At 43.2% G+C, this 24,467-nt stretch carries 18 protein-coding genes; 9 read left to right on the top strand and 9 right to left on the bottom strand.

Annotated features, from left to right (window positions below; all coding sequences use genetic code 11):
* Positions 1 to 142: 142 nt before the first annotated feature.
* The 5 genes from pepN to AB4232_RS17320 all read right to left on the bottom strand — a co-directional run bounded on the left by pepN (position 143) and on the right by AB4232_RS17320 (position 7,151).
* The gene (gene pepN, locus AB4232_RS17340) at positions 143 to 2,749 is read right to left on the bottom strand and encodes an aminopeptidase N (protein WP_372087627.1); all 2,607 of its coding nucleotides are present in this window, start codon (positions 2,747 to 2,749) and stop codon (positions 143 to 145) included.
* A gap of 218 nt (positions 2,750 to 2,967) precedes the next feature.
* A complete protein-coding gene (locus tag AB4232_RS17335) occupies positions 2,968 to 3,651 on the bottom strand; it encodes a hypothetical protein (protein WP_009846656.1) in 684 nt (227 codons plus the stop codon).
* Between the two features lie 275 nt (positions 3,652 to 3,926).
* Positions 3,927 to 5,921 carry a carboxy terminal-processing peptidase gene (gene prc / locus AB4232_RS17330; RefSeq protein WP_009846655.1) on the bottom strand — a complete coding sequence of 665 codons (1,995 nt, stop codon included), beginning with the start codon at positions 5,919 to 5,921 and terminating at the stop codon, positions 3,927 to 3,929.
* 17 nt (positions 5,922 to 5,938) lie between these two features.
* Complete coding sequence (proQ, locus tag AB4232_RS17325; RefSeq protein WP_009846654.1) at positions 5,939 to 6,562, bottom strand: RNA chaperone ProQ; 624 nt, start codon at positions 6,560 to 6,562, stop codon at positions 5,939 to 5,941.
* A 97-nt stretch (positions 6,563 to 6,659) separates the two neighbouring features.
* The gene (locus tag AB4232_RS17320; RefSeq protein WP_012603880.1) at positions 6,660 to 7,151 is read right to left on the bottom strand and encodes a GAF domain-containing protein; all 492 of its coding nucleotides are present in this window, start codon (positions 7,149 to 7,151) and stop codon (positions 6,660 to 6,662) included.
* An 89-nt stretch (positions 7,152 to 7,240) separates the two neighbouring features.
* On the opposite strand from AB4232_RS17320, the gene AB4232_RS17315 reads away from it, so the two are divergent.
* From AB4232_RS17315 to rsmF, 4 genes are all read left to right on the top strand, one after another.
* Entirely contained in the window at positions 7,241 to 9,037 is a 1,797-nt protein-coding gene (locus AB4232_RS17315; protein ID WP_372087626.1) for an ABC transporter ATP-binding protein, read from the top strand.
* A gap of 78 nt (positions 9,038 to 9,115) precedes the next feature.
* Entirely contained in the window at positions 9,116 to 10,417 is a 1,302-nt protein-coding gene (locus AB4232_RS17310; protein ID WP_135385082.1) for a paraquat-inducible protein A, read from the top strand.
* A complete protein-coding gene (locus AB4232_RS17305) occupies positions 10,404 to 13,061 on the top strand; it encodes an MlaD family protein (RefSeq protein ID WP_372087625.1) in 2,658 nt (885 codons plus the stop codon). Before AB4232_RS17310 ends, AB4232_RS17305 begins: the two co-directional genes overlap by 14 nt.
* Positions 13,062 to 13,232: 171 nt before the next feature.
* The gene (gene rsmF, locus AB4232_RS17300) at positions 13,233 to 14,654 is read left to right on the top strand and encodes a 16S rRNA (cytosine(1407)-C(5))-methyltransferase RsmF (RefSeq protein ID WP_372087624.1); all 1,422 of its coding nucleotides are present in this window, start codon (positions 13,233 to 13,235) and stop codon (positions 14,652 to 14,654) included.
* Between the two features lie 307 nt (positions 14,655 to 14,961).
* Here the strand turns inward: rsmF and AB4232_RS17295 are convergent, their stop codons facing one another.
* Entirely contained in the window at positions 14,962 to 15,870 is a 909-nt protein-coding gene (locus AB4232_RS17295; protein WP_009846647.1) for a S1 RNA-binding domain-containing protein, read from the bottom strand.
* Positions 15,871 to 15,898: 28 nt separating this feature from the next.
* On the opposite strand from AB4232_RS17295, the gene AB4232_RS17290 reads away from it, so the two are divergent.
* On the top strand, positions 15,899 to 17,254 hold the full coding sequence (locus AB4232_RS17290; RefSeq protein ID WP_012603874.1) for a hypothetical protein: 1,356 nt from the start codon (positions 15,899 to 15,901) through the stop codon (positions 17,252 to 17,254).
* Positions 17,255 to 17,363: 109 nt separating this feature from the next.
* Here the strand turns inward: AB4232_RS17290 and AB4232_RS17285 are convergent, their stop codons facing one another.
* Together AB4232_RS17285 and AB4232_RS17280 are read right to left on the bottom strand one after the other, a co-directional pair.
* Positions 17,364 to 17,849 (bottom strand): PaaI family thioesterase, encoded by a 486-nt coding sequence (locus AB4232_RS17285; RefSeq protein WP_122047523.1) that lies wholly within the window; start codon positions 17,847 to 17,849, stop codon positions 17,364 to 17,366.
* 176 nt (positions 17,850 to 18,025) lie between these two features.
* Positions 18,026 to 18,913: a putative PEP-binding protein gene (locus tag AB4232_RS17280; protein WP_372087623.1), complete on the bottom strand. Its 888-nt coding sequence runs from the start codon at positions 18,911 to 18,913 to the stop codon at positions 18,026 to 18,028.
* A gap of 207 nt (positions 18,914 to 19,120) precedes the next feature.
* Between AB4232_RS17280 and AB4232_RS17275 the strand changes: the two genes are divergently transcribed.
* A complete protein-coding gene (locus tag AB4232_RS17275) occupies positions 19,121 to 20,179 on the top strand; it encodes a 3-deoxy-7-phosphoheptulonate synthase (protein ID WP_009846643.1) in 1,059 nt (352 codons plus the stop codon).
* 12 nt (positions 20,180 to 20,191) lie between these two features.
* Positions 20,192 to 20,674, top strand: a complete 483-nt coding sequence (locus AB4232_RS17270; protein ID WP_004733632.1) for a YajQ family cyclic di-GMP-binding protein — start codon at positions 20,192 to 20,194, stop codon at positions 20,672 to 20,674.
* Between the two features lie 188 nt (positions 20,675 to 20,862).
* On the opposite strand, the gene AB4232_RS17265 is transcribed toward AB4232_RS17270, so the two are convergent.
* The gene (locus AB4232_RS17265; protein ID WP_009846642.1) at positions 20,863 to 21,804 is read right to left on the bottom strand and encodes a bifunctional precorrin-2 dehydrogenase/sirohydrochlorin ferrochelatase; all 942 of its coding nucleotides are present in this window, start codon (positions 21,802 to 21,804) and stop codon (positions 20,863 to 20,865) included.
* 480 nt (positions 21,805 to 22,284) lie between these two features.
* Here AB4232_RS17265 and AB4232_RS17260 point away from each other — a divergent pair, with 480 nt between their 5' ends.
* Positions 22,285 to 23,313 (top strand): amino acid ABC transporter substrate-binding protein, encoded by a 1,029-nt coding sequence (locus AB4232_RS17260; protein ID WP_004733634.1) that lies wholly within the window; start codon positions 22,285 to 22,287, stop codon positions 23,311 to 23,313.
* Positions 23,314 to 23,384: 71 nt separating this feature from the next.
* On the top strand, positions 23,385 to 24,467 hold a 1,083-nt coding region (locus AB4232_RS17255; RefSeq protein ID WP_372087622.1), incomplete at its 3' end, for an amino acid ABC transporter permease.

Raw genomic sequence — 24,467 nt, 5'->3', positions numbered from 1 at the left:
AAACTGAACTTGAAACTGCTCTAGCTTATCGAAAATTCGATAAGCTAGAAACAAAAAATCAGTGGCAGATATTCTCTACCACTGATGACTTTTCGTTACTAGTAAACTGTTGATCGAACAGTTTCCTGAATAAGCGGCTGACTTAAGCCTCTAGTGCTTTTGCCACTTTCTCGAATAAGTCTTTTGCAAGGTTGTCCATGTTCTTCAGCGTCTCAAGTTCTTTTTTGATTAGAGCTTGGCGTTCATCATCGTACTTACGGAACTTAAGTAGCGGGTCAATCAAACGTGAAGCCACTTGCGGGTTGCTGCTGTTCAGTTCACGTAGGATCTCGCCAGCAAACGCGTAACCTTGTCCTGACTTGGCGTGGAATTGAACCGGGTTCATGTTTAAGAACGAACCAACCAAGTTACGAGTACGGTTCGGGTTCTTCAAGCTGAACGCTTGGTGCGACATCGACGCTTTAATCACTTCAAGTGCATTAGAGCTTGGGTTTGAACCTTGCAATGCAAACCACTTATCCATGACAAGACCATCATGTTTCCACTTGTCGCTGTAATCCGCCATCAAGGTTTCACGACATGGTAGTTGCGCACTGTTCGCCGCGCCCATCGCTGCCATTGTATCTGTCATGTTGTTTGCTTGTTGGTACATAGCAACAACCAAGTCATTACCCTTTTCAGTATGCGCTAAGTAACTTAGACAGACTTTACGTAGAGTACGCTTACCAATCGAATCGTGATCGTTCGTGTATTCTGTTAGTGCATGGCTGTGATAAACCGCCGCTAACTCGTCTTCAAGTTCTGCAGCTAGTGTTACTTTCATTGAGTTAAGAACAGATGCGACCGCATCAATATCAACGCGCTCATACCAACCCGACACTTCGTTATGACTTGGAAGAGAAAGCATTTCTGCAATAAACGCAGGTTCTAGTGAATCACTAAGCAGTACCCCGCGGAATGCATCAACAACAGAAGCAGAAAGTTCAAACTTTTGACCTTGTTGAACGTTATCTACGTTGCTACGGATGTATTTCGCTAGCAGCATTTGACCCGCATCCCAACGAGAAAATTCATTGCGAGCATTCACCATCAAGAAGATAAGTTCTTCATCCGAATAGTCGTACTCCAATTTCACTGGCGCAGAGAATTCACGAAGTAGCGATGGGATCGGTTGCTCTGAAACGTTTTCAAACACAAACGTTTGTTCCGCTTCTTTCACATCTAATACATTGTGAACTGGCTGACCGTTACATTGTAACCCAATCACTTCACCCGACGCGGTGTATAGCTCGATGTCTAGAGGAATATGCAGAGCTTGCTTTTCCGTTTGCTCATGAGTTGGAGCCGTTACTTGGCGAGTTGTTAACGTGTACTCTTTTTTGTCTGCGTCGTAGTGACTTTCAACAGAAAGCGTCGGCGTGCCAGATTGGCTGTACCATAAACGGAACTGAGACAGATCAACACCCGATGCATCTTCCATTGCCGCTACGAAATCTTCACATGTTGCAGCCGTGCCATCGTGACGTTCAAAGTACAGCTTCATGCCTTTTTGGAAGCCGTCTTCACCCAACAATGTGTGGATCATTCGGATCACTTCGCTGCCCTTTTCGTATACCGTCAATGTGTAGAAGTTGTTCATTTCTATCACTTTTTCAGGGCGAATTGGGTGGGACATTGGACTTGCATCTTCAGCGAATTGTGGCCCGCGAATAATACGAACATTGTTGATTCGGTTTACTGCGCGAGAACCAAGATCAGATGAGAACTCTTGGTCACGGAATACGGTTAAGCCTTCTTTCAAGCTTAACTGGAACCAATCACGACATGTCACTCGGTTACCGGTCCAGTTATGGAAATATTCATGACCGATTACCGCTTCGATGCCTAGGTAGTCGGTGTCGGTTGCTGTTTGGTCGTTCGCTAAAACAAACTTAGAGTTAAATACGTTCAGACCTTTGTTTTCCATCGCGCCCATGTTGAAGAAATCAACAGCTACGATCATGTAGATGTCTAAGTCATACTCAAGATTGAAACGCTCTTCGTCCCACTTCATTGAGTTAATCAAAGAAACCATCGCGTGGTTTGCGCGGTCTAGATTGCCTTTGTCGACAAAGATTTCTAGGTCAACTTTGCGGCCTGATTGTGTGGTGTAAGCGTCACGAAGTACATCAAAGTCACCGGCAACAAGAGCAAACAAGTAAGCAGGTTTTGGATGTGGGTCTTGCCACTTAACCCAGTGACGACCATTTTCAGCATCACCTTCATCTATACGGTTACCATTACTAAGTAAGAATGGATTTTCTGCTTTGTCTGCGATTACCGTTGTGGTGAATTTTGCCAATACATCAGGGCGGTCCATGTAGTAAGTAATACGACGGAAACCTTCAGCTTCACACTGAGTACAGAATGCGCCACCCGACTTATACAAACCTTCAAGTGCACTATTCCCTTCAGGATTTACTTCCGTCACGATCGTGAGTGTGAAATCTTTCGGTAGTCCGCTCAGTGTCAGTTGAGTTTCAGATTGCTCGAATTGCGTCCACTCTTGACCCTCAACTAAAACAGAAACCAACGTCAAACCTTCACCATCAAGTACTAAGGTCGAACTATCTTTCTCTTGCTTAACACTAGACACCGCCGTAATGATGGACGCTGAATCGTACAAATCGAAAGTAAGATCGATTTGAGAAATAGTGTGAGATGGTGATTGATAATCTTTACGATACTTGGCTTGAGGTGTATGTGCCATGACGGGTTCCTTTTGATCGTTATACGTAATTGTATTTTAACTGTATATATCTAAAGGTTGAGGGCCAAGAACACAAGGGGAATATTGAAAAAAGGAGGCATTGTAGTAAAACGCCTCCATGTTTTGCTATTTTATCAACCAAATAAGAAAGGAACGGCTAATAAATGAACTGTGAGCCATATTATCAACAAACCTGACTTTGCGCATCCAACCCGTCATTATCGAATACGATTGAGTACTGCAAACATGTCGCCTTCTTCACCTTGAAGCGTCAAGACGTCGCTGTTTAATGTGTAACGAGTGCCGTGCTCACCATTTTCATACAGAAGCACCAATTGATCGCCTTCTGTGTAATACACCCCACGACGAACAACCTCACTCCCCACTTCATCGGACACTCTGAACATAAATACAAAGTCAGGTTGAAGCACTAAATCCATTTTTTGAATGTTACTCGCGCGCAGGTCGCTACCTGAAAGCTCAGCACTCGACCAAATACCTGCCAGTGCATTCGGTAAGGCTTTGGTAAACATAACACCGTTGAGATTCAACATATTATGGTTACTGCTATAGGCGTAAACTTGAGGTTCAGAGGTGTTTAAACCCAAAATAATGGTATCTTCATTGGCATTATACAAGCCTTCCCAATGGTCGACACTGTAGTCTTTCTTTTGAATATCAATGGAGAATGAATAATTTGAATCAAGGGTTAGCTTTATCGCTCTAAAATTTTCAGTACCTTGTTCAGGATCTGGGTTCATCAAATACCAATCACCAAGCAGTAAAGGAAGGTCAAAATGAGATAGATTGCTGTCACTTTTTGATTGCTGATCGCTTGAAGCGACCTCACTCCCAAAAGCAACAAAACTTAAACAAGATAAAAATAGTAGAATCCATTTCATACGCGCCCCCTCGTTTTCTTTAAGCTTAGGCACGTAATGAATAGAAAGCGAAAAAATTTGATCCAAGTCACTAAATTTCAAGTGCAAAGTAACTTAAATGTCATTATTCGACACAAAACAGAGCTAAATAACCCTGAACATTGAGTGTTCTTTGCGACAGTCTCAACGGTTACAATCAGGTATTCCTGTCAAATCATAGACACAAAAAAAGCGAGCCTAGGCTCGCTTTTTAAATTGTGCATCTTTAAACAATCACCTTTTAACAGGTATTTGCTCTATTTCTTGATCATATCCAGCATGATAGCAACAGATTCATCAAGATAAGCATCTGGGGCTTCGTAGTCTTTAGGGATATCATCCAACGTTTTAAATGCCTCTAACTTAGCGGCTTTTTGACGTTGATTGATACGCTCTAGACGAAGCACATCCCCATCATCACTCTCTTGTTGACGTACTTTTTCGTTCAAAGAAAGGTCGTTATCATCTTTATCAGCCTTATATTTTTCAATATCTTGCGCGATAAAGCCAAACTCCATGTCTGTCGCAATACGAGCTTGGTGTTGAGCGGTTAAAGCAGCAACTTGCTCATCGTTACGCTGTAACACTGAATAGTTAGCTTTATCTATGCTATCCCAAGGCAGAGCATTATCTTCAACACTTTCACCAGTATCTGCTGGATCAATTGCCGTTGGGTAAGCAATATCAGGCACTACACCTTTGTTTTGCGTACTTCCGCCATTGATTCGGTAGAATTTCTGGATGGTGTATTGAACGTAGCCTAACTCTTTATCGAACAAATCATAAATATGATTCAAAGAGCGGTGTTGTTGCACCGTTCCTTTACCGAAAGAGTTTTCACCAAGGATGATTGCACGACCATAATCTTGCATCGCTGCTGCAAAGATTTCAGATGCTGAAGCACTGTAGCGATTCACCAATACCGTTAATGGACCTTGGTAACTAATTTCGCCATCAGTATCACTGTTCACTTTTACACGACCGTAGCTATCACGAACTTGAACAACGGGCCCCTCTTTGATAAACAAACCAGAGAGTTCGGTTGCTTCCGTTAGTGCACCACCACCGTTGTTTCGCAGATCAACAATGATACCTTCGACACCTTGCTCTTTAAGTTCGGTGATCAGTTTATCAGTATCTTTAGAAAGGCCAACATAGAAGCTTGGTACTTCTAGTACGCCAATCTTCTTGCCATCTTTCTCGATAACTTCTGATTTAACAGCGCGGTCTTCTAAGCGAATCTTATCGCGTACAATTGTGACAACGTGACTTTTTGCATCTTTACCATCAGGCAAGATCTGTAGCTTAACTTTAGTCCCTTTCGGTCCTTTAATTAATTGCACTACATCGTCTAAACGCCAGCCGATAACATCAACAATATCTTCGCCATCTTGACCAACACCAACAATACGGTCACCATCACTCAATTGTTTGCTGTTTGACGCAGGGCCACCAGCAACGAGAGATCGGATAACGGTGTAGTCGTCTGTCATTTGAAGTACAGCACCAATGCCTTCTAGAGATAGATTCATCTCAGACTGGAATTGCTCTGCATTTCTTGGAGAAAGGTAACTGGTATGAGGGTCAACTTCTCGCGCGAATGCGTTCATGTAGATCTGGAAAGCATCTTCGTTGTGCGATTGCGTAATACGCTTCATCGCATTGTTGTAACGCTTTTCCAAAACTTCTTGAATCTCTGGCCACTCTTTACCTGTAAGTTTTAGATTCAACGCGTCGTATTTAACACGCTTCCTCCAAAGCTCATTCACTTCAGCGATATCTTTTGGCCATTCCGCTTCGCTACGATTGAGCTCAATACTTTCATCAGTATCAAACTTAATCTCAGTATCTAGTAAAGACAGCGCATATTGGAAACGTTCAAAACGCTTCTGCATGGACAAATTATAAACATCGAAGGCTATTTGGTTATTACCGGCTTTCAGTTGATCATCAATTTGTTTAGATGAAGTAGCGAAAGAATCAATATCAGCTTGAGTGAAGATATTACGGTTATAATCCAACATCTCTAAATAACGATTAAAGATAGCTTGGGAGAAATCATCGTTGAGATTGAAGTGTTTATAGTGGGAACGAGTAAATCGAGAAGTAACACGTTTACTAGCAGTTTCGTGTTGAACCTCAGGAGCGAGTAGAGGTAAATCGTCCTGATTTAATTTGGCTTCAAGAGCCTGAGCTGAAGCTGCTAGCAAAAAGCCAGCAGCAATCAGTGTCAATTTTGAACGGCATTTCATGCGTAGGAGTATCTCCTTTAAGCGCGCAAGTGCTCCGCTTTAACAACCATTTGTAGGCCGTTTGCTAACTGAACACGCACATCTTCCTTATTGATTTCAACAATGGTCGCAGCCATGTTTCCTGTACCCATGTTCACATTTACTTCTTTACCAGTGATAAATTCATCGGCGTTCAAAGCGCGTGTTTCTACAGGCTTTTCTACTTTCGGTGCTTTAGGCGCTTGACGACGAGGCTGTTGAGCTTTCTTCGCTTTAGCTTTAGCTTTGCCTTCGTCACGAGCTTTCTGTGCTTGTTCTTTACGACGAGCCTGAACTTTCGCTTTGCTTTCTGCAAGTGTCGCTTTAGCGTGCTCAACGTGCTCTTCTTCTAGTGTGCCACATACGTTGCCGTCTAGGTCAACACGTTCTGCGCCAGCTTTTACGCCGTGCAGGTAACGCCATGATGATGTGTACTGTCTTAACGCTGCACGAAGCTGAGTCTTACTTACTTTTTCGTCTTCATTTAGACGTTCAGCAAGATCTTGAAAAATACCAATTTTAAGTGGTTTCGCTTCACCTTCTAGAGTAAAGCATTTAGGGAAACATTCAGCAACATATGCGATAACTTCTTTGCTGTTTTTTAACTTTTCAGTGTTTTCCATGTGGGTTCCTGGTTTTTGCGGTTTTCCGCGAGCATTAAGAAAATATTTTTACGTATTATAGAGAGATGCTTGGGAAAAACCACAGTAAGAGAATAATTTATGCCTTGTTCGCGTGCGAATTAAGCAGCTTTTCCACTTCTGCCATGAAAAATGTTAATCCGTCCTCGTCAATTTGAGAAAAACGGCCAACATTTGGGCTATCGATATCAAGAACGCCCGCAATTTTCCCGTCAATCGAAAATGGTATAACGATTTCTGAGTTACTTGCAGCGTCACAAGCGATGTGTCCTTCGAATTCATGAACATCATGAATACGCTGAACTGTATTCGTCGCGACCGCAGTTCCACACACACCACGCCCTACCGGAATTCGAACACAAGCCGGTTGACCTTGGAATGGGCCAAGCACAAGTTCGTCTTTTTCCTTAGCTTGGTCCTGCTTCATTAAATAGAAACCAGCCCAATTTAATTCATCCAACTCCATGAATAATAATGAGCTGATATTAGCTAGATTAGCAGTTAGATCGGGTTCTGATTCAATTAATGCAACGGCTTGTTTGGTTAAGCGTTGGTAATGTTCTATTTTCATATTAACTTCCAATTAAATTGAGACTTCCATTATCAAGAGAACGCAGTAAAATGCGGCCATCAAACTAAATAGGACTTATTCTCATTACAATGACCAATTCAGAAGACACTATTAGCCGTTCTTGGTTAATAACTCAAGTAAAAAAACACAAGTCCAAATTACTGTTTGCTAACATTATTGCCATACTTGCAACTCTCATTAGTGTCCCTATCCCGTTGCTCATGCCATTAATGGTTGATGAAGTATTACTTGATAAGCCGGCTTCTGGCTTAGAGATGATGAACCATCTACTTCCAACATCGTTGCAGACACCAACTGGCTATATTGCACTGACTTTGCTGTTAGTCATAATCATGCGGACTGTTAGCCAAGCGTTGAACATTCTACAAGGGCGTCAATTCACGCTTGTCTCTAAAACAATTACCTATCAAATGCGCAGCAAAATGATAGATAAGCTTGGCCGCATTAGTATTAGACAATACGAGACCAAAGGCAGCGGCGGTATTAATGCTCACCTGATAACAGACATAGAGACGATAGATAAGTTCATTGGCTCGACCCTTTCTAAATTTATCATCAGCTTCCTGACCGTGTTCGGTACCGCTATCGTGTTGCTATGGTTAGAGTGGCGCTTAGGACTGTTCATTTTACTGGTCAATCCTGTTGTAATTTATTTCTCCCGTAAACTAGGTAGCAGAGTCAAACACCTTAAAAAGTATGAGAACCAATCTTTCGAGCGCTTTCAAAACCGTTTAGTGGAAACCTTAGACGGCATTTACCAACTGCGTGCGGCAAACAAGGAACGTATCTTTCTCGATGAACTTAAGGTTCAAGCAAACCAAGTGAGAGTCGATGCAGACAAATACGCTTGGCAATCAGAAGCTGCTGGCCGTGTTTCGTTTCTGCTGTTCTTATTAGGTTTCGAGCTTTTCCGTGCCGTCGCGATGCTAATGGTGTTATTCAGTGACTTAACGATTGGTCAGATTTTCGCGGTATTTGGTTACTTGTGGTTCATGTTAGGCCCGGTACAAGAGTTGTTAGGGATTCAATTCTCTTGGTATAGCGCAAAAGCAGCACTTCAGCGCATCAACGACCTTCTTCAGTTAGAAGAAGAGAAGCGCCCTATCAGTAAAGTGAACCCATTTAATGAAGATCAAGAAGTGACAGTCGACATTGAAGACGTTACATTCTCTTACACATTAGAAAACACTGTTTTAAATAGGCTGTCGCTGCACATTCCAGCAGGTAAGAAAGTCGCTTTGGTGGGTGCGAGTGGTGGTGGTAAATCTACGTTAATCCAGTTACTGATTGGTGTTTATCAAGCGGATTCTGGATGCATTCGTTATAACGGCGAAACCACCGACGACATCAGCTTCGATGTAATACGCAATCAAATTGCCGTTGTTTTACAACAACCTATACTTTTTAACGATACATTAAGGCATAATCTGACCCTTGGTGCTGAATACGATGAAATGTCGTTGTGGCGTGCACTTGAAGTCTCTCAAATGCAAGATGTCATCAAGCAACTGAGTAATGGCTTAGATACACAAATTGGTAGGAATGGCGTTCGACTGTCTGGCGGGCAACGACAACGCTTAGCGATAGCCCGAATGGTGCTGAGCAATCCTAAGTTTGTTATTCTAGATGAAGCGACATCAGCACTCGATACAGCAACAGAGTCAGCACTGCATAAAGCGCTGAGCGAGTTTTTGAAAGATCGCACAACTTTGATAGTGGCTCATCGATTATCAGCGGTGAAACAGGCCGATCTAATCTATGTTTTAGAAGATGGGCAAGTTACACAGACAGGAACACATGGTGAATTGGTTGAACAACAAGGATTATATCAAACACTCTACGGCAGTGTGCAATCGCACGCCTGATGTTTATTGTTCTAGAGATTTAAATCAGTGTTGTTCTAGGCATTTAAATCAGGTTAAAAGTCTGATTAGTGTTTCAACTTGGGAGGTCGCGTGACCTCCCCATCCGTAACCAACTCTTTATCAACTAAGCAACAGTTATCGACTCGGCACCAGTGCGACAGTAGCTCTGTACGTCTTTGTCAGGGCTGCGAACTTCCCGTTGATAAAATGGACATCCCTTTGGGGAAATCCGCTTACTGCCCAAGATGCGGTACTCAGCTTTATAGAGGTGGCACCCCTAGCCTGTCTGGAAACCTTGCAATCGCTATTACCTGCTTATTGCTGTTCATCCCCTCACACTTTTTTGAATTCATCAGTATTCGCCTGATTGGTGTCATGATACCTGCGACGTTACCATCTGGCGTATTTACTTTAATGGGTGAAGGCTTCCCTCTACTTGGCTTGTTGATCTTATTCTGCAGTTCGATCGCCCCGTTACTTGTTTGTACCTCGGTACTCATCACCCATTTATCATTGCGCTTTAAGATTTTCACACCATTTCGTTATGCATTAGCTATCATTCAGACACTTAAGCACTGGATGATGTTGGATGTGTTTCTGGTGAGCGTGGCAATCTCGTGCTTCAAATTACAAGATTACTCAGATATTTTCGTCGGCCCTGGTTTAGTTGGTCTGATTCTACTGCAACTTTTCAGTGTGTTACTGGTAAGCCGAATCAGTGTGCGCCGCTACTGGGAAGCTTGGGCTAAAGAGTCTGACTACTCTTTCGATCAAAGTAAGAACGTACACTGTCATAACTGTCACCTGTCTCAGCCTGATGGGCACACTTGCGTGCGTTGTCACCATGACTTATATCATCGCAAACCCTACTCTGTACAAAAGACATGGGCTCTACTTTTTGCCGCCTCAGTGGCTATCGTGCCGGCCAACGTCATTCCAATTTCTATCGTGATAACAAACGGGCAAAGACTAGAAGACACCATCATCTCCGGTGTCGCTTCGCTAATTAATAGCGACATGTATGGCATCGCAGCAATCATTTTTATTGCCAGTATCGTCGTGCCTGTCGCGAAAATACTTGGTCTAACGTATATCTTAATTTGTATCAAAATGAAGCGTGCGGTTTACCATAGACAACGTATGACCATCTATTTCATTGTGAAATGGGTGGGAAAGTGGTCGGTAATGGATCTGTTCGTTATTTCGATCATGATGACCTTGGTCGACCGTGGACAAATTTTAAACTTTACACCAGGTTATGGTGCAGTCGCTTTTGGCGTCGTGGTTGTTCTCACGATGCTGGCGGCGGAAAGCTTAGATCCTAGGCTAATTTGGGATAACTACACCTCTAAAGATGAGTCAGTGAATGAACAACGATAACCAATCACAAACGTCATATTCACCAGAAGTCAGGAAAAACAAAGGTATTTCCCCTTTGTGGATCCTGCCGATACTAACCGTCGCATTAGCAGGTTGGTTGGTCATGAAATCGATACACGATGCAGGACAACGTGTGCAGATATATTTCTCAGATGCCGCAGGTTTAGTCGCAGGTCGAACGACAATTCGCTACCAAGGCTTAGAGGTAGGTATGGTGCGCGACATTACCTTGTCCAAAGATTTATCGAGCATCTACGTCGATGCTGACATCTACCCAGAAGCGAAAAAGCTACTCTCAAAAGGCACGCGTTTCTGGCTCGTAAAACCAACAGCAAGTTTATCTGGTATCTCAGGGTTAGATGCGCTTGTTTCAGGTAACTATATCGCTATCCATCCTAGCGAAACCAAGCAAGAACCAGAAACCGTTTTCCAAGCCTTAGAATCATCCCCTTCTGACTTATTGGCTTCGGAAGGCCTGAATATTTCATTGACGACCAAAGACCTGGGGGGGGTATCTGTTGGCTCTCAAATCGTTTATCGTAAAATTCCAATTGGTGAAGTTTACAACTACCAGCTAAACGACAACGCAAAATCCGTGACGATTCAAGCGGCGATTAAAGATGAATACAGCCATATCATTACCGACCAAAGCCGTTTTTGGAATGTCAGTGGCTTAGGTGCCAGTATCGGATTTTCTGGTGTCGACGTACGCTTAGAAAGCCTCAGTGCTCTGCTTGGCGGTTCAATTGCGGTCGACTCTCCGGGAGAAGGTCAGCCTGTCGAGATGAACACCAAATTCAAACTTTACCCAGATTTGAAAACAGCCGGTCGTGGTATCTCGATCAAGATAGCCGTACCCGACGACAACAAGATCAGTGCAACGGGCGCTCCGATCATGTATCGAGGCATCGAAATCGGTCAAATCACTGACCTATCTTTAAGCGAAGGGCGTGAAAACGTCGTTGCATCGGCTGCAATCCAACCGGCATTCAGTGACTTTTTAAATAGCGGCAGTCAATTCGTTTTAGAAGAGGCTGAACTATCACTTACTGGAATGAAAAATATTGCCAACTTAGTCACGGGCAACTTTCTAACCTTGGTTCCAGGTGAGGGTGAAAAAGCGCGTCGATTTACTGCGATTCGCAAAAATGAGTTCAGTCAGGAACAAGAAAAATCCGTTGCGATTCGCTTAACGTCGAACAATTCATTCGGGTTAGATGTCGGTACACAGCTACTCTACAAAGGCATTGCTGTTGGTTCTATCATCCAAGTAGGTTTAGTCGATGGTGTGGGTACTGGCTCTGATAAGCACGAAGTGTTTATGGATGCGCTTATCGATAACGAATATGCTCACCTAATCAAAAGCCATAACCGTTTCTTTGTGACAGGCAGTGCAACTGCAGAGCTAACCGAATCTGGCTTAAGTGTGACGGTTCCACCGGCAAAACAACTTCTTACTGGCTCAATTAGCTTTGTTAGCGAAGGTCAGTCGAAAGCACGAACTGACTATCAGCTTTTCCAAAGCAAATCGTTAGCAGAAATCGCCAAGTTTAATCAATCTGGCTCAAAGACGCTTTCGTTGTTTGCGAGCGAGCTACCTTCAATTTCTAAAGGAAGCCCACTACTCTACCGCAACCTACAAGTGGGTAGCATTTCTGATTTTCAGCTTGTCGATGGTGGCGTGAGAATCAAAGTCACGATCGAAAATCGTTACACACACTTACTCAATGAACATACTGTTTTCTGGAACCGCTCAGGCGTTGAGATTGATGCGTCGCTATCGGGTATCAGTATTAAAGCAGCACCCGTTAAAACGCTTATTCAAGGCGGTATTGCTTTTGACTCTCTTCCGGGAATAGACAACAAACTCGGTGATGTGTGGAAACTTTATAAAGATTCGAAATCCGCGCGAAAATTTGGTCGTGCGATTACGATTACCTCTTCAGGCGATCAAGAAGTCAGCAAAGGCATGACGATCAAATATCAAGGCGTCACCGTCGGTGAGGTTACCTTGGTGATTCCTAACTTCAATAAAGGCGGTATTGAAATTACTGCGCGTATTTTACCTGAGTACGTAGACAAGATTGCCGTTGCGAAGAGTCACTTCTGGTTAGCAGAACCTGAAATCGGCCTCAATGGCATCAAAAACGTCTCTGCACTGCTCTCTAAGCACATCAACGTAGACCCGGGCAATGGTGACATAAATACGAAATTTAAGCTGAGCAAGGGGCCAGTGCAGCCTGAAGGCAAGATATTCCAGCTACAAAGCGAAACGCGAGGCTCGGTATCAGAAGGCACACCGATCCTATTTCGAGAACTAGAAATCGGTAGTGTTATCGATGTTCAACTAGGCGAGTTTGCTGATCGAATCATCTCTACGATTCAAATCGAACCTGACTACGCGTATCTGATCCGCGCAAACACCGTGTTTTGGAACGTGTCGGGCGTCGATGTCTCTATCGGTCTCTCTGGTGCAAACATCAAAGCTGGAACGGTAGACAGCTTGTTAAGAGGTGGTATTACATTCTCAACGCCACCGACCAATGAGCTTCAGCCAGTGGCAAACGAAGATCAGTCTTTCTATCTCTATCCTAAAGCCGAAGATGAGTGGAAATCATGGAGAACCGCAATTCCTCGCCCATAGAGTGAACCCTCAGAAGCTCCATGCAAATTAATACCGCTTAACAAAGAATAATTCATCATCAAAAATGCAGCCATTCGGCTGCATTTTTGTTGTTTGCTATAAATATGGTTTAGGACGGCCTCATTTTGCTTTAAACTCCCCCGCATTAATGCAATAAATCGAGACACTCTTTTGCACGCTAACGTATATATTCCTGAAGAATTCCTAACGCACATCGAATCAATCATGCCTAGTCATCTAGATATGGCTTCTTTTGTCGCGTCATGCCAAAAACCACTTCGTAAAAGTATTCGAGTCAACACATTGAAAATCAGTGTTGAGGACTTCTTAGTACGAGCAAAAGAGAAAGGCTGGGAACTGGAACCTGTACCTTGGTGCGAAACGGGGTTTTGGATTACAGCTGATGAAAGTGAAGCGCCACTAGGTAATACGGCAGAACACATGTCTGGCCTTTTCTATATCCAAGAAGCCAGTTCTATGATGCCACCGTCGGCACTTTTCCAAGGTGAGGCAGACTACCAAGCCGTATTAGACACTGCGGCTGCACCCGGTTCTAAAACAACGCAAATCGCGGCGCTAATGAATAATCACGGCGTATTGGTTGCCAATGAATACGCAGCAAGCCGCGTGAAAGTTCTTCATGCCAACATCGAACGTTGTGGCGTTCGTAATGCCGCACTCAGTAACTTTGATGGTCGAGTTTTCGGTGGGTGGTTACCAGAACAGTTTGATGCTGTGCTGCTAGACGCGCCCTGCTCTGGTGAAGGTACGATTCGCAAAGACGCTGATGCGATGAAGAACTGGACGTATCAATCTGTAGTCGATATTGCTGACACTCAAAAAGATCTGATCGAAAGTGCTTTTCATGCTCTCAAACCTAACGGCGTGCTGGTTTACTCAACCTGTACGTTAAGCACAGAAGAGAACCAACAAGTGTGTCATCACCTAAAAGAGACCTTTGGTGATGCGGTTGAGTTCGAATCTCTTGAATCACTATTCGACAATGCTAAAGCAACCACGACAGAAGAAGGCTTTCTACACATTTTCCCACAAGTGTATGATTCAGAAGGTTTCTTCGTTGCGCGCATCCGTAAATTAGCGTCTGTGACACCACCTGAAGTGAAAAAACGTCTGGGCAAATTTCCATTTGAAAAAGCGTCAAAGAAAGCTCAACAAGAAGTCGCTGAACAACTGCTGGGCGCACTCGATATCGAACTACCAAGTGATACTCAAGTTTGGATTCGTGACAAAGACGTTTGGCTATTCCCGGAAGCGCTAGAACCTATGATCGGTGAGTTCCGTTTCTCTCGCATGGGCATCAAGATCGCTGAAACCCATAAAAAAGGTTACCGCTGGCAGCACCAAGTCGCGACAACGCTCGCAACAGGCAATGAAGCCAACATTGTAGACCTTAGCATTGAAGATGCTCGTGAATGGTTCATGGGACGCGATGTTCGCCCTGAAGGCTTGTCAGGCAAAGGTGAAGTACTAGTGAAGTACAATGGTGCAATCATCGGCCTTGGTAAGTGGGTTGGCAACCGAGTGAAGAACGGTTTACCACGCGAACTCGTGCGCGATAAGAACCTATTCTAAATAGCTTTCGTGCTTAACGGCTTAAAGAATCGCACAAACAAAAAGCCCAAACAATGTTAATTGTTTGGGCTTTTTCTATTCTACCGGTCATGTAACTCTGTGTGCGAGCGCTTGTAAATCAACGACTAATTATACAAACATCAATTCAAGTCACTATTTCAAATAAGAAAAATCGCACTTTAGGAAATCTAAACTAGACTTCAATCTAATAGTCAAAAGATTGAAACGATTAGCGTAGGCTCTTCGGAGCCCTTTCCCCTAAGCCCAAACAGGAAGGTTTGGGCTTTTTTTTGACCGAAAGGATCGCTTATTTAACTAAGCTGATACCTTCTTTGTCGATAGTGATCTTGCCAGATTTGTACAAACCACCAATTGTCTTCTTGAACGTACCTTTACTGGTTCTGAATGCAGAGAAAATAGCTTCAGGAGAAGACTTATCATTCAAAGGCAGGTAACCGCCCTTCTTCTCAAGAAGATCCAGAACCTTAGTGCTTAGGTCATCCATCTTAGCGACACCAATTTTCTGAAGAGACAAATCAATCTTACCGTCTTCTTCACGAACGTTTTTAATGTAGCCTTTTAGTGTCTTACCAATAAACAGCTTACCGATGATGTCTGATGGGAAAATCATACCCCAGTGTTCACCGTTCACGATCGCTTTGTAACCAAGTTGGCTGCGCTCAGCGATAATAAGATCAACTTGTTCATTTTGCTTATAAGTCGCAGGCGTGTTGTCTAACCATTTGTTGAACTTCGTTGTACCAACGATACGGCTCGATGCTTTATCGATATACACATATACTAAGATTGACTGGCCTTCGTTTAAACGGCCGCGCTGCTCGCTGAAAGGAACAAGAAGGTCCTTACCTTTCACGCCCCAGCTCATGAATGCACCAGTGCTGTTAACACCTTCAACCGTCATCAAGCCAAACTGCCCTACTTGAGCGATTGGTTTTTCAGTTGTGGCAGCGATCTGGTTGTCAGAATCAATGTATAAGAAAACATCTAGCTTTTGACCAATTTCAACACCTTCAGGAGTAAATCGTTTCGGCAGCAACACCGTTCCATAGTCGCTCGCGTCAAGGAATACACCGAAGTCTGCTTGTTTTACTACTTCTAGGTTGTTTATTTGACCAATATTAATCATCAAGATTGTCTCTACTTTAAATTTGGCGGTGATTATACGTGATCTCTGATATGCTTTCGCTAGTTTCATTCATATTTTTATATTCTAGGAGACATCGTTGATCACCGTTGATAAACAAGATGCGATAACACTTAAAATTAACCATGCGATGGCGAAGACCAAAAAGCTCGATATGGACGTTTATCTATTCATTCCCGGTGAACTCGGACTGACTCCGGAAGTACTTTCTGAAAGTGCCTTCTTCTACAGTTCAATTACTCAAAAGCGCGCTTACTACAGTGATAAGACACTATTACCATTGGTACACAGCCGCTTGGCAAAACGCGGACGCTTATCGACGACACAGTATCGTGTGAGTTTGAGTTTGTTCGCCTATCAATACGTGATTGCTTTAGATAAAGCCGTGAGCAGCTTGAACAAGACAGATAGTGACGACGTAACGGCTGATGACGTCGATGAAGTCATCGAACTGGCTTTAGATATCCTCAAGAAGCTTCGTCGTAGTATTCCTTATGAAGAAAACCTAAAGCGCTATTATGCCAATATTGATAATTACCTTTCTTGGTACACGGAGCAAAAGTTCTTATCTTTGGTATCACATATGCCACGTGGCAGTGAATACTCGACGATAAAAGAGCGACTCTTGACGCTTTGTGAAAAAGAGACCGCCCATCGAAAACTTAATCGCTATAACTCAGCGAAGGTACGAGAAGACGTAACACGTTTGAGCAACAAGATGCGACTGTTACGACGCTTGATCGAACACCCTATCGTCCTCAAAGAAAAGACGACATCAATGGGTAAGAACGTGAAGAGAGCCGTTAAAGGCATCGCCACAGGCTTGGTCATGGTGGTAGTTACCACAACCGTTATATTAGCTCGCGACTTTCTTGGAGAGATTACCGCATCTTTCATCGTATCGATGTCATTCATTTACGCTTTGCGTGAAATCTTCAAAGATGATTTAAGAGACATACTGTGGCGCTGGCTGCGTAAAGGCAAACCCAAGTGGAAGCGTCGCTACTTTGATCCAACAACCAATAAATCTGTCGGCCATAAGCTTGAATGGTTGGACTACGCGAATTTTTCTAAGTTAGCAGACCGTATTCAATCAATACGCAAGAAACGTGTTGTTCAACGTGAAGAGCAAATTTTGCACTATCGTTCGCATACAGAGATGTCGACATCGACATTCATGAGTGGTTACGAAGAGACTCGTGAAACGGTATCGATCAGCCTCAGAGCACTGACACGCTTAATGGACAAGGGTTCAAATAACGTATATCGAATGAATGAAGGGCAAGTAAGCCGAGAATCAGTAGAAAAACGCCACCTGCTCAACCTGATCATTAAAGAGAACAATCACGATGATGAGCCTACCTATTACCGCTGGAAAATAGTCATGAACCGTTCAAAAATCGTTGATATCGAGCAAATCACTCAAGAATCATAACGTTGTTAGGATGTGCGGTACGGTATGTGGGTATTCAATTCACATACCGCTCTTCCACTTGTTCAACGACTTCTTTCGAACGATGTCAGCCCAACCTTATACTTACGAGCTATTGTCTAGCTGGGACTTTCTTAATCGAAAGTGTTAGCGTGAATTCCGCCATTGGTTCGTCGCCATGCAAAGACGGGCAGGTCGCTATGATGGTCACTGGTTGATTCACACGCTCACCAGTAGACATGGTTTCTGCCAACATAGTGTTGATCAGCTCACCATCGTTACAAGTGAAGTGTACGTCACCTTCTGGACGCTTCAAGAAATTACCTGTCACCTCTTTAAATGCCAAAGAAATCTTTTCGCCCTGCTGCTGAGATTTACTCATAGCAAGGAAACCACCTGCTACGTCAGCTCCCACAGCTAACACACCAAAATACATGCTATTGAGGTGGTTCTTAGTTCGCCTTTTGAGAGGAATTTTCACTTCAACATGTTGATTATCCAGCGCGAGCAGTTTTGGTCGACATAGCCAGATCAGAGGTACTTTGAAAAAGCCAAACATGCTCAAGTAGAAATTTGCTTTTTGTAGAGGGGTCAGCATTCGGATTACCTAGTCAAATAAGTCATCAGACCAGTTAATCGATTAGCGATGTGCATGTCAAAAAAATGTTACAAAAAAGAGATATCATCGCATAATGATATCTCCCTTTTTCTCTAAGCTTTAGTGACTTAGATAAACTCATACAGCAAGTTGATTTATCTAGACAATAAGCTGGTTTATGCAGTGATAACTGTTTCTACACCTTCGAGATCCGCAATGAACCATTGTAAGCGCGGGTAGTCCACCAGGCCTTGAGTCACAAGCAGGACGGGCTTCTTCGCGTTCAGTGTTGCTTTAACAATCATACTCAACAAGGTAATAACTGCCTCGTTTTGAGGATCAAAAGCGTGTTGCTGAGCTTCATTGTGCTTGTCTACACCTAAAGTGAAAGACGCTAAGCTATCAACGTTTACCACAACACCATCAAAATAATGCAGTAATCTTTCGCTTAGTAGCACTGCAGACGGCACATCGCACGAGAACAGAACTTTCAAGCCATTCAGACCACGCGGTAAGCCTTGCTCTGCAAGCAAATCAATAATCTTAGCGGCATCGCTTAATGCTCGTACATACGGTACAACCACTTCAACGTTAATACCCTGCTCTCGCAGCGCTTTAATAACCTGACACTCTAAAGCGAAAGCCTTGCTGTACTCGGCTGTCGCATAACGCGCAACCCCACGAACACCTAAGGCCGGGTTTGTCTCTTCGGCTTCACAGCTACCACCAAGTAACGAACGGAAGCCATAGCTATCAGCACTACTTAACGCAATACGAACAGTGGCGTGGTTTGGCTGAACGGCTGCTTGGATGGCAATAACCAAGGTCGAAACAAAATGCTCATCGACTGTTTTATCGCCAAGAATCGCATCTAAAGAGTTTTTTTCGATATCAGTCAGTGTTTCTAAATGACTTTCAATACTTGGATGATAGAAGACACGATCCATGACCAATTCAGATAATGAAACGTATAAGTGGTTGGAATTATTATTATCGTTGTAAGAAGGCAGCACATCACCTAAGACAAGTTCTGGGTGCAAAGTGCTTTGATTTTCTTGAGTCATTGCTGCTCCAGCATTTTTATGTTGTGTTCAAACGAAAATACCGATAGCTGCCTGTTAATACAAGTGAAAATCCCCCATTTGACGTTGGCCTGCTGATAAAAATGAGAATATTAGCAATAACAGAGATAACTTTGACTTAAGAGAGTTTATTCCTCTGTTCAATTCCGTTATCTTAACCACTTCGCAATAGAATAAAAAAGCTATCACATGCCATTAAAAACTGATGAGTTGAGAACCCAAGCTCTGGGTCCTATGCCAACTCCTGCCGAACTAGGCAATGCACACCCTATTACTGACGACGTTGCTGAGCGCATTAAGAATTCTCGCCGCCAAATCGAAGATATCCTAACGGGTCGTGATAATCGCCTATTAGTTATCGTTGGTCCTTGCTCTGTTCACGATACAGATGCGGCACTTGATTACGCTGAACGTCTAAGCCAGATTCAAGATCAATACAAAGATGAACTATTCGTTGTCATGAGAACCTACTTCGAGAAGCCTCGTACGGTTGTAGGATGGAAAGGTTTAATTACCGATCCGAATCTCGATGGTTCATACGCACTTGAAACAGGCTTGAATAAAGCACGTAAGCTATTGCTAGATATCAATAAGCTTGGCCTAGCTACCGCGACTGAATTCCTTGATATGATCACCGGCCAGTACATTGCAGACCTTATCACTTGGGGCGCAATTGGTGCTCGCACGACTGAATCTCAGATTCACCGTGAAATGGCTTCTGCACTGTCTTGCCCAGTTGGCTTCAAAAACGCAACTAACGGCAACATCAAAATTGCCATTGATGCGATTCGTGCTGCGCATGCTTCACACTACTTCTACTCTCCAGATAAGAACGGTCGCATGACGGTTTACCGTACTTCTGGTAACCCATACGGTCACGTAATTCTACGTGGTGGCGATAAAGGCCCTAACTTCGATGCTGAATCTGTAGATAACGCATGTAAGCAGTTGGCTGAATTCGATCTGCCTCAACGTTTAGTTGTAGACTTTAGCCACGCTAACTGTCAAAAACAGCACCGTAAACAGCTAGAAGTAGCGCAAGACATTTGTGAACAAATCAAATCTAACAAGAATCAAATTGCAGGCATTATGGCGGAAAGCTTCATTGTTGAAGGTAACCAGCCAATGACAGATATCAACAACCTAGAATACGGCAAGTCTATTACTGACCCATGCCTAAGCTGGGAAGATACTGCGACAATGCTCGATATGCTTGCAACAGCAATTAAAGATAGAAACTTAGCTTAAGGAAACAACACAATGCCATCATTTGACATTATCTCTGAAGTAGAAGCAGTAGAACTGCGTAACGCGGTAGACAACGCAAACCGTGAACTATCGACTCGTTTCGATTTTCGTGGCGTTGAAGCTAGCTTTGATTACAAAGATGAATCAGTAAAATTGACTGCTCAAGACGATTTTCAACTGAAGCAAATGCGCGATATCCTTCGTAGCAACCTAACAAAACGTAATGTTGATCCTAACGCGATGGAAGCGAAAGCAGCAGACCAAACAGGTCGCACTTGGCACCAAACGGTTATCTTTAAGCAAGGCATTGAAACTGATGTCGCTAAGAAGATCGTTAAGCTAATCAAAGACAACAAAGTTAAAGTTCAAGCTTCTATCCAAGGCGACAAAGTTCGTGTAACGGGTAAAAAGCGTGATGACCTACAAGCTGTTATGGCTCTAGTTCGCAGCGGTGAACTTGGTCAACCTTTCCAGTTTGACAACTTCCGCGACTAATTTGCGAGTTTGAGCGACTGCTTATTGTGGTTGCTCATTCATCAGCACAATGTCGTGTTTAAAATCGCAAAAAGCCACTTCTTTTAGGAAGTGGCTTTTTATTTATCGGTCAGTCTTATTCAGGGTCTCTAGTCGATTTGCAAACAACTAAAAAGCGCTCACTTCAACTAAAATCTATCAACTACCACTCACCTGAGCACTTTTGCAGCAGACAGTTTCAGGTCTTTGCCAACCAATAGATTAAACTCTACGCTTGCTGGTGGAATAAACACACACACTCGTAATTTCTCAGCTCTGGCTTGCTCAAGCTTGGTTGATAGCTCTCCGCTATTAACATAGCTCTCTCTTTCTGCATCTCGACGGCATAAGTCTATAAATTCGAATGGACAATCGATTGGTGAAAGTACTAGCTCTGCCTCTTGCATCAGACGTAAAGCCTTCATAGAAAGTAGCTCAACATCTTCTTCAAATTCGATCCAAGTGACCTGCCCTTCACTATCAACTTGCTCAGTCAACGACTGTTGATAGTACGATTCAAGTTGATCCCTATCCGTCACTTGATTAATAAAACTGGACGACAAAAAGCGCTCCCAGAATTTTCGGCGTTCATCAACAGTAGGAAAGGACTCTTTAATTGAATTGCGTTTTGATGCACCGAAGTCCGCTATCAAACCTATGTTCTGTGGCAATACAGTTTCGAGTTTTTCTCTAATATTTCTCACCAAAACAGGTGATGCACCCCCACTTGAGATCGCTATTTGGATTCGTCCGCGATTTATCATTGAGGGTGTGATGAAATCACAATAGGGTAAGTCATCGACCACATTGACAAGAATACCCATTTTTTTTGCATCATTATGTACTTGATGATTTAGGTTTGGGTTGTCTGTGGTTGCCCACACTTGTAAGTAGTTTTTCGAGATAAGCTGTGACGAGTAAAAATTTTGAACCCAACGAAGTTTGTCTTCATCGGCTAGCTCTTTTAAGTAAGGTGCGACCTTAGGAGAAACCAAAGTTACATTAGCACCCGCTCGCAGCAAACTGTCGACTTTTCGGCAAGCAACCTCGCCCCCACCAACCACTAGAATTGGCTTATTCTCTACATCCAAAAACATTGGGAAATAACGCATGTTCTTCCTTGAGACTACTTCAATAACTATTCAGACATGCTACCAAATTTGGAGCATATTCATAACTATCCAAGCGTAATAAAAATATTTATTGACCAAATTTCCACCTTTCTTAAGGCTAATGCGCCACCAATACGACTTTAATTCAGAATATTTACCTAGCCCACCATCAATATAAAAACCTAAATCTCGTTGCACCAACAGTGTGAACCGTTGCACTATTTACATTCAGTTAACATTTGGTCATTCTAATTGTGTTCGGATTTGTGATTTCATTCAAAATTCTTTTTAAATTATACATTTGTGAAACTACGGATCCTTTCCTAACCTTATAAACAGTTGTTTAAATCGCACACGGTTTCATTTGCAAAATGCAACTCGCTTAATTTGAGCAACAAGGTCATAGACAACGCAACACACAAGAGACACTCAAACGAGTATGAGTATCAGGTGTCACCTGGTTAACAAGGAAGGATACAAATGACAAATAAACTAACACTTCTTGCTTCAGTAGTAGCTGCATCAACTGCGATGATGGCAACATCAGCATCAGCGGCAGAAAGCACTCTGGACAAAGTCACATCTCAAGGTTTTCTAACTTGTGGTGTAAGTACAGGTCTTCCAGGGTTCTCTAACCCTAACTCAAAAGGTGAATGGGAAGGAATTGATGTTGAGTATTGTCAAGCTCTTGCAGCGGCTGTACTCGGTGACAAGACTAAAGTTAAGTATGTACCGCTAACAGCAAAAGAGCGTTTTACCGCGCTTCAATCTGGTGAAATAGACGTACTATCTCGTAACACAACATGGACGCTACATCGTGACACTGCTCTAGGTTTGAACTTCGTAGGCGTTAACTACTACGACGGTCAAGGCTTCATGGTTAAGAAAGAACTTGGACTAACAAGTGCTCAAGAACTAGATGGCGCTTCAGTGTGTGTTCAATCAGGTACAACGACTGAACTTAACCTAGCCGATTACTTCCGTAACAGTGGCATGTCTTACAAGCCAGTGGTATTTGATACGGCAGCACAAACATCAAAAGGTTTCGACGCGGGTCGTTGTGATGTTCTTACAACTGACCAATCTGGTCTATATGCACTTCGCCTGAATCTAGCTGATCCTAAATCTGCACAGGTACTTCCTGAAATCATCTCTAAAGAGCCACTAGGCCCTGTTGTTCGTCAAGATGATGACAAGTGGTTCAACGTAGCTAAATGGACCCTTTCTGCAATGATTAACGCCGAAGAATACGGCATCTCTTCTAAGAATGCTGACGAAATGCTTAAGTCAAAAGATCCAAACATCAAGCGTATTCTTGGTGTTGACGGTCCTAAAGGTAAAGGCCTTGGCATTCGTGACGATTGGGGTTACCAAGTCATTAAACAAGTTGGTAACTACGGTGAGAGCTTCGAACGTACTGTGGGTACAGGTTCACCACTACAGATCTCTCGTGGCGTAAACGCACTATGGAATGCGGGCGGCTTTATGTACGCTCCACCAATCCGTTAATAAATTTACAAGCATCAATTAGGGCGGACTTTTCCGCCCTATTTATTAAATGGATTTGAGGTTATAGCAGTATGAAACCTAATGAAACTATTTCTCCAACTCAAGAAAAACCACAGCCCAAAAGTGCCAACCTTTTTTACAACCCCACTTTTCGCTCAATTGTTTTCCAAATTCTCGCCGTCGCGGCGCTTTGTGCTTTCTTTTACACGATTGTAAATAATGCACTCACAAACTTAGACTCCCGTGGTATCGCCACTGGTTTTGATTTTCTCTCCCAAGAAGCTGGTTTTGGTATCGGCTTAACACTGATTGAATACGACGAAACATTCTCATACGGTCGTACATTCTTTATCGGTCTTCTCAATACCGCTTTAGTTTCAGTATTAGGCATCATGTTAGCCACAGTACTGGGCTTTAGTATGGGTATCGCTAGGCTATCTTCAAACTGGCTAGTTAGCCGATTTGCAGCTGTCTATATTGAGATATTCCGAAATATTCCTCTTCTTCTACAAATATTTTTTTGGTATTTCGCCGTTCTACAAGCATTGCCTTCCGCTCGTCAGAGTATGAGCCTTGGTGAAGCTATTTTCTTGAATGTACGTGGTTTGTACTTCCCAGCTCCAGTGTTAGAACAAGGCAGTAGCATTGTCATCGCATCATTGATTGTCGGTATCATCGCTACTTTTGTTATCAACATCTGGGCTAATAACAAACAAAAGCTAACCGGCCAACAAACACCAATGTTGCGAATTGCTGCAGCGCTGATTGTGGGCGTACCATTAGTCACTTACTTTGTTATGGGTATGCCTATCTCTGCGGAGTACCCTGTTCTGAAAGGGTTTAACTTCAAAGGTGGTATCAGCATCATTCCTGAATTGGCAGCATTGATGCTCGCTTTAAGTATCTACACAGCAGCATTCATCGCCGAGATTGTGCGTTCAGGTATTAATGCGGTAAACCATGGGCAAACAGAGGCTGCTATGTCTCTAGGGCTCCCGCGAACAAGAACTCTTAAGCTAGTCATTATTCCGCAAGCATTAAGAATTATTATCCCACCACTAACCAGTCAGTATTTAAACCTGACCAAAAACTCATCACTTGCGATGGCCATTGGTTATCCCGATCTTGTCTCTGTCTTTGCAGGAACAACATTG

The organism is Vibrio sp. 10N.286.46.A8 (genome assembly GCF_041470165.1).
Classification (GTDB): Bacteria; Pseudomonadota; Gammaproteobacteria; order Enterobacterales; family Vibrionaceae; genus Vibrio; species Vibrio tasmaniensis_A.
Note: the sequence above shows the minus strand (reverse complement) of the source record. Positions and strands in the feature narration are given on the sequence as shown.

Coding starts and splice junctions, on each gene's coding strand:
- AB4232_RS17335 (WP_009846656.1), bottom strand. CDS start 3,651: ATGAAATGGATTCTACTATTTTTATCTTGTTTAAGTTTTGTTGCTTTT.
- AB4232_RS17295 (WP_009846647.1), bottom strand. CDS start 15,870: ATGAAACTAGCGAAAGCATATCAGAGATCACGTATAATCACCGCCAAA.
- AB4232_RS17315 (WP_372087626.1), top strand. CDS start 7,241: ATGACCAATTCAGAAGACACTATTAGCCGTTCTTGGTTAATAACTCAA.
- AB4232_RS17285 (WP_122047523.1), bottom strand. CDS start 17,849: ATGCTGACCCCTCTACAAAAAGCAAATTTCTACTTGAGCATGTTTGGC.
- AB4232_RS17260 (WP_004733634.1), top strand. CDS start 22,285: ATGACAAATAAACTAACACTTCTTGCTTCAGTAGTAGCTGCATCAACT.
- AB4232_RS17265 (WP_009846642.1), bottom strand. CDS start 21,804: ATGCGTTATTTCCCAATGTTTTTGGATGTAGAGAATAAGCCAATTCTA.
- pepN (WP_372087627.1), bottom strand. CDS start 2,749: ATGGCACATACACCTCAAGCCAAGTATCGTAAAGATTATCAATCACCA.
- AB4232_RS17275 (WP_009846643.1), top strand. CDS start 19,121: ATGCCATTAAAAACTGATGAGTTGAGAACCCAAGCTCTGGGTCCTATG.
- AB4232_RS17305 (WP_372087625.1), top strand. CDS start 10,404: ATGAACAACGATAACCAATCACAAACGTCATATTCACCAGAAGTCAGG.
- prc (WP_009846655.1), bottom strand. CDS start 5,921: ATGAAATGCCGTTCAAAATTGACACTGATTGCTGCTGGCTTTTTGCTA.
- AB4232_RS17320 (WP_012603880.1), bottom strand. CDS start 7,151: ATGAAAATAGAACATTACCAACGCTTAACCAAACAAGCCGTTGCATTA.
- AB4232_RS17270 (WP_004733632.1), top strand. CDS start 20,192: ATGCCATCATTTGACATTATCTCTGAAGTAGAAGCAGTAGAACTGCGT.
- AB4232_RS17280 (WP_372087623.1), bottom strand. CDS start 18,913: ATGACTCAAGAAAATCAAAGCACTTTGCACCCAGAACTTGTCTTAGGT.
- proQ (WP_009846654.1), bottom strand. CDS start 6,562: ATGGAAAACACTGAAAAGTTAAAAAACAGCAAAGAAGTTATCGCATAT.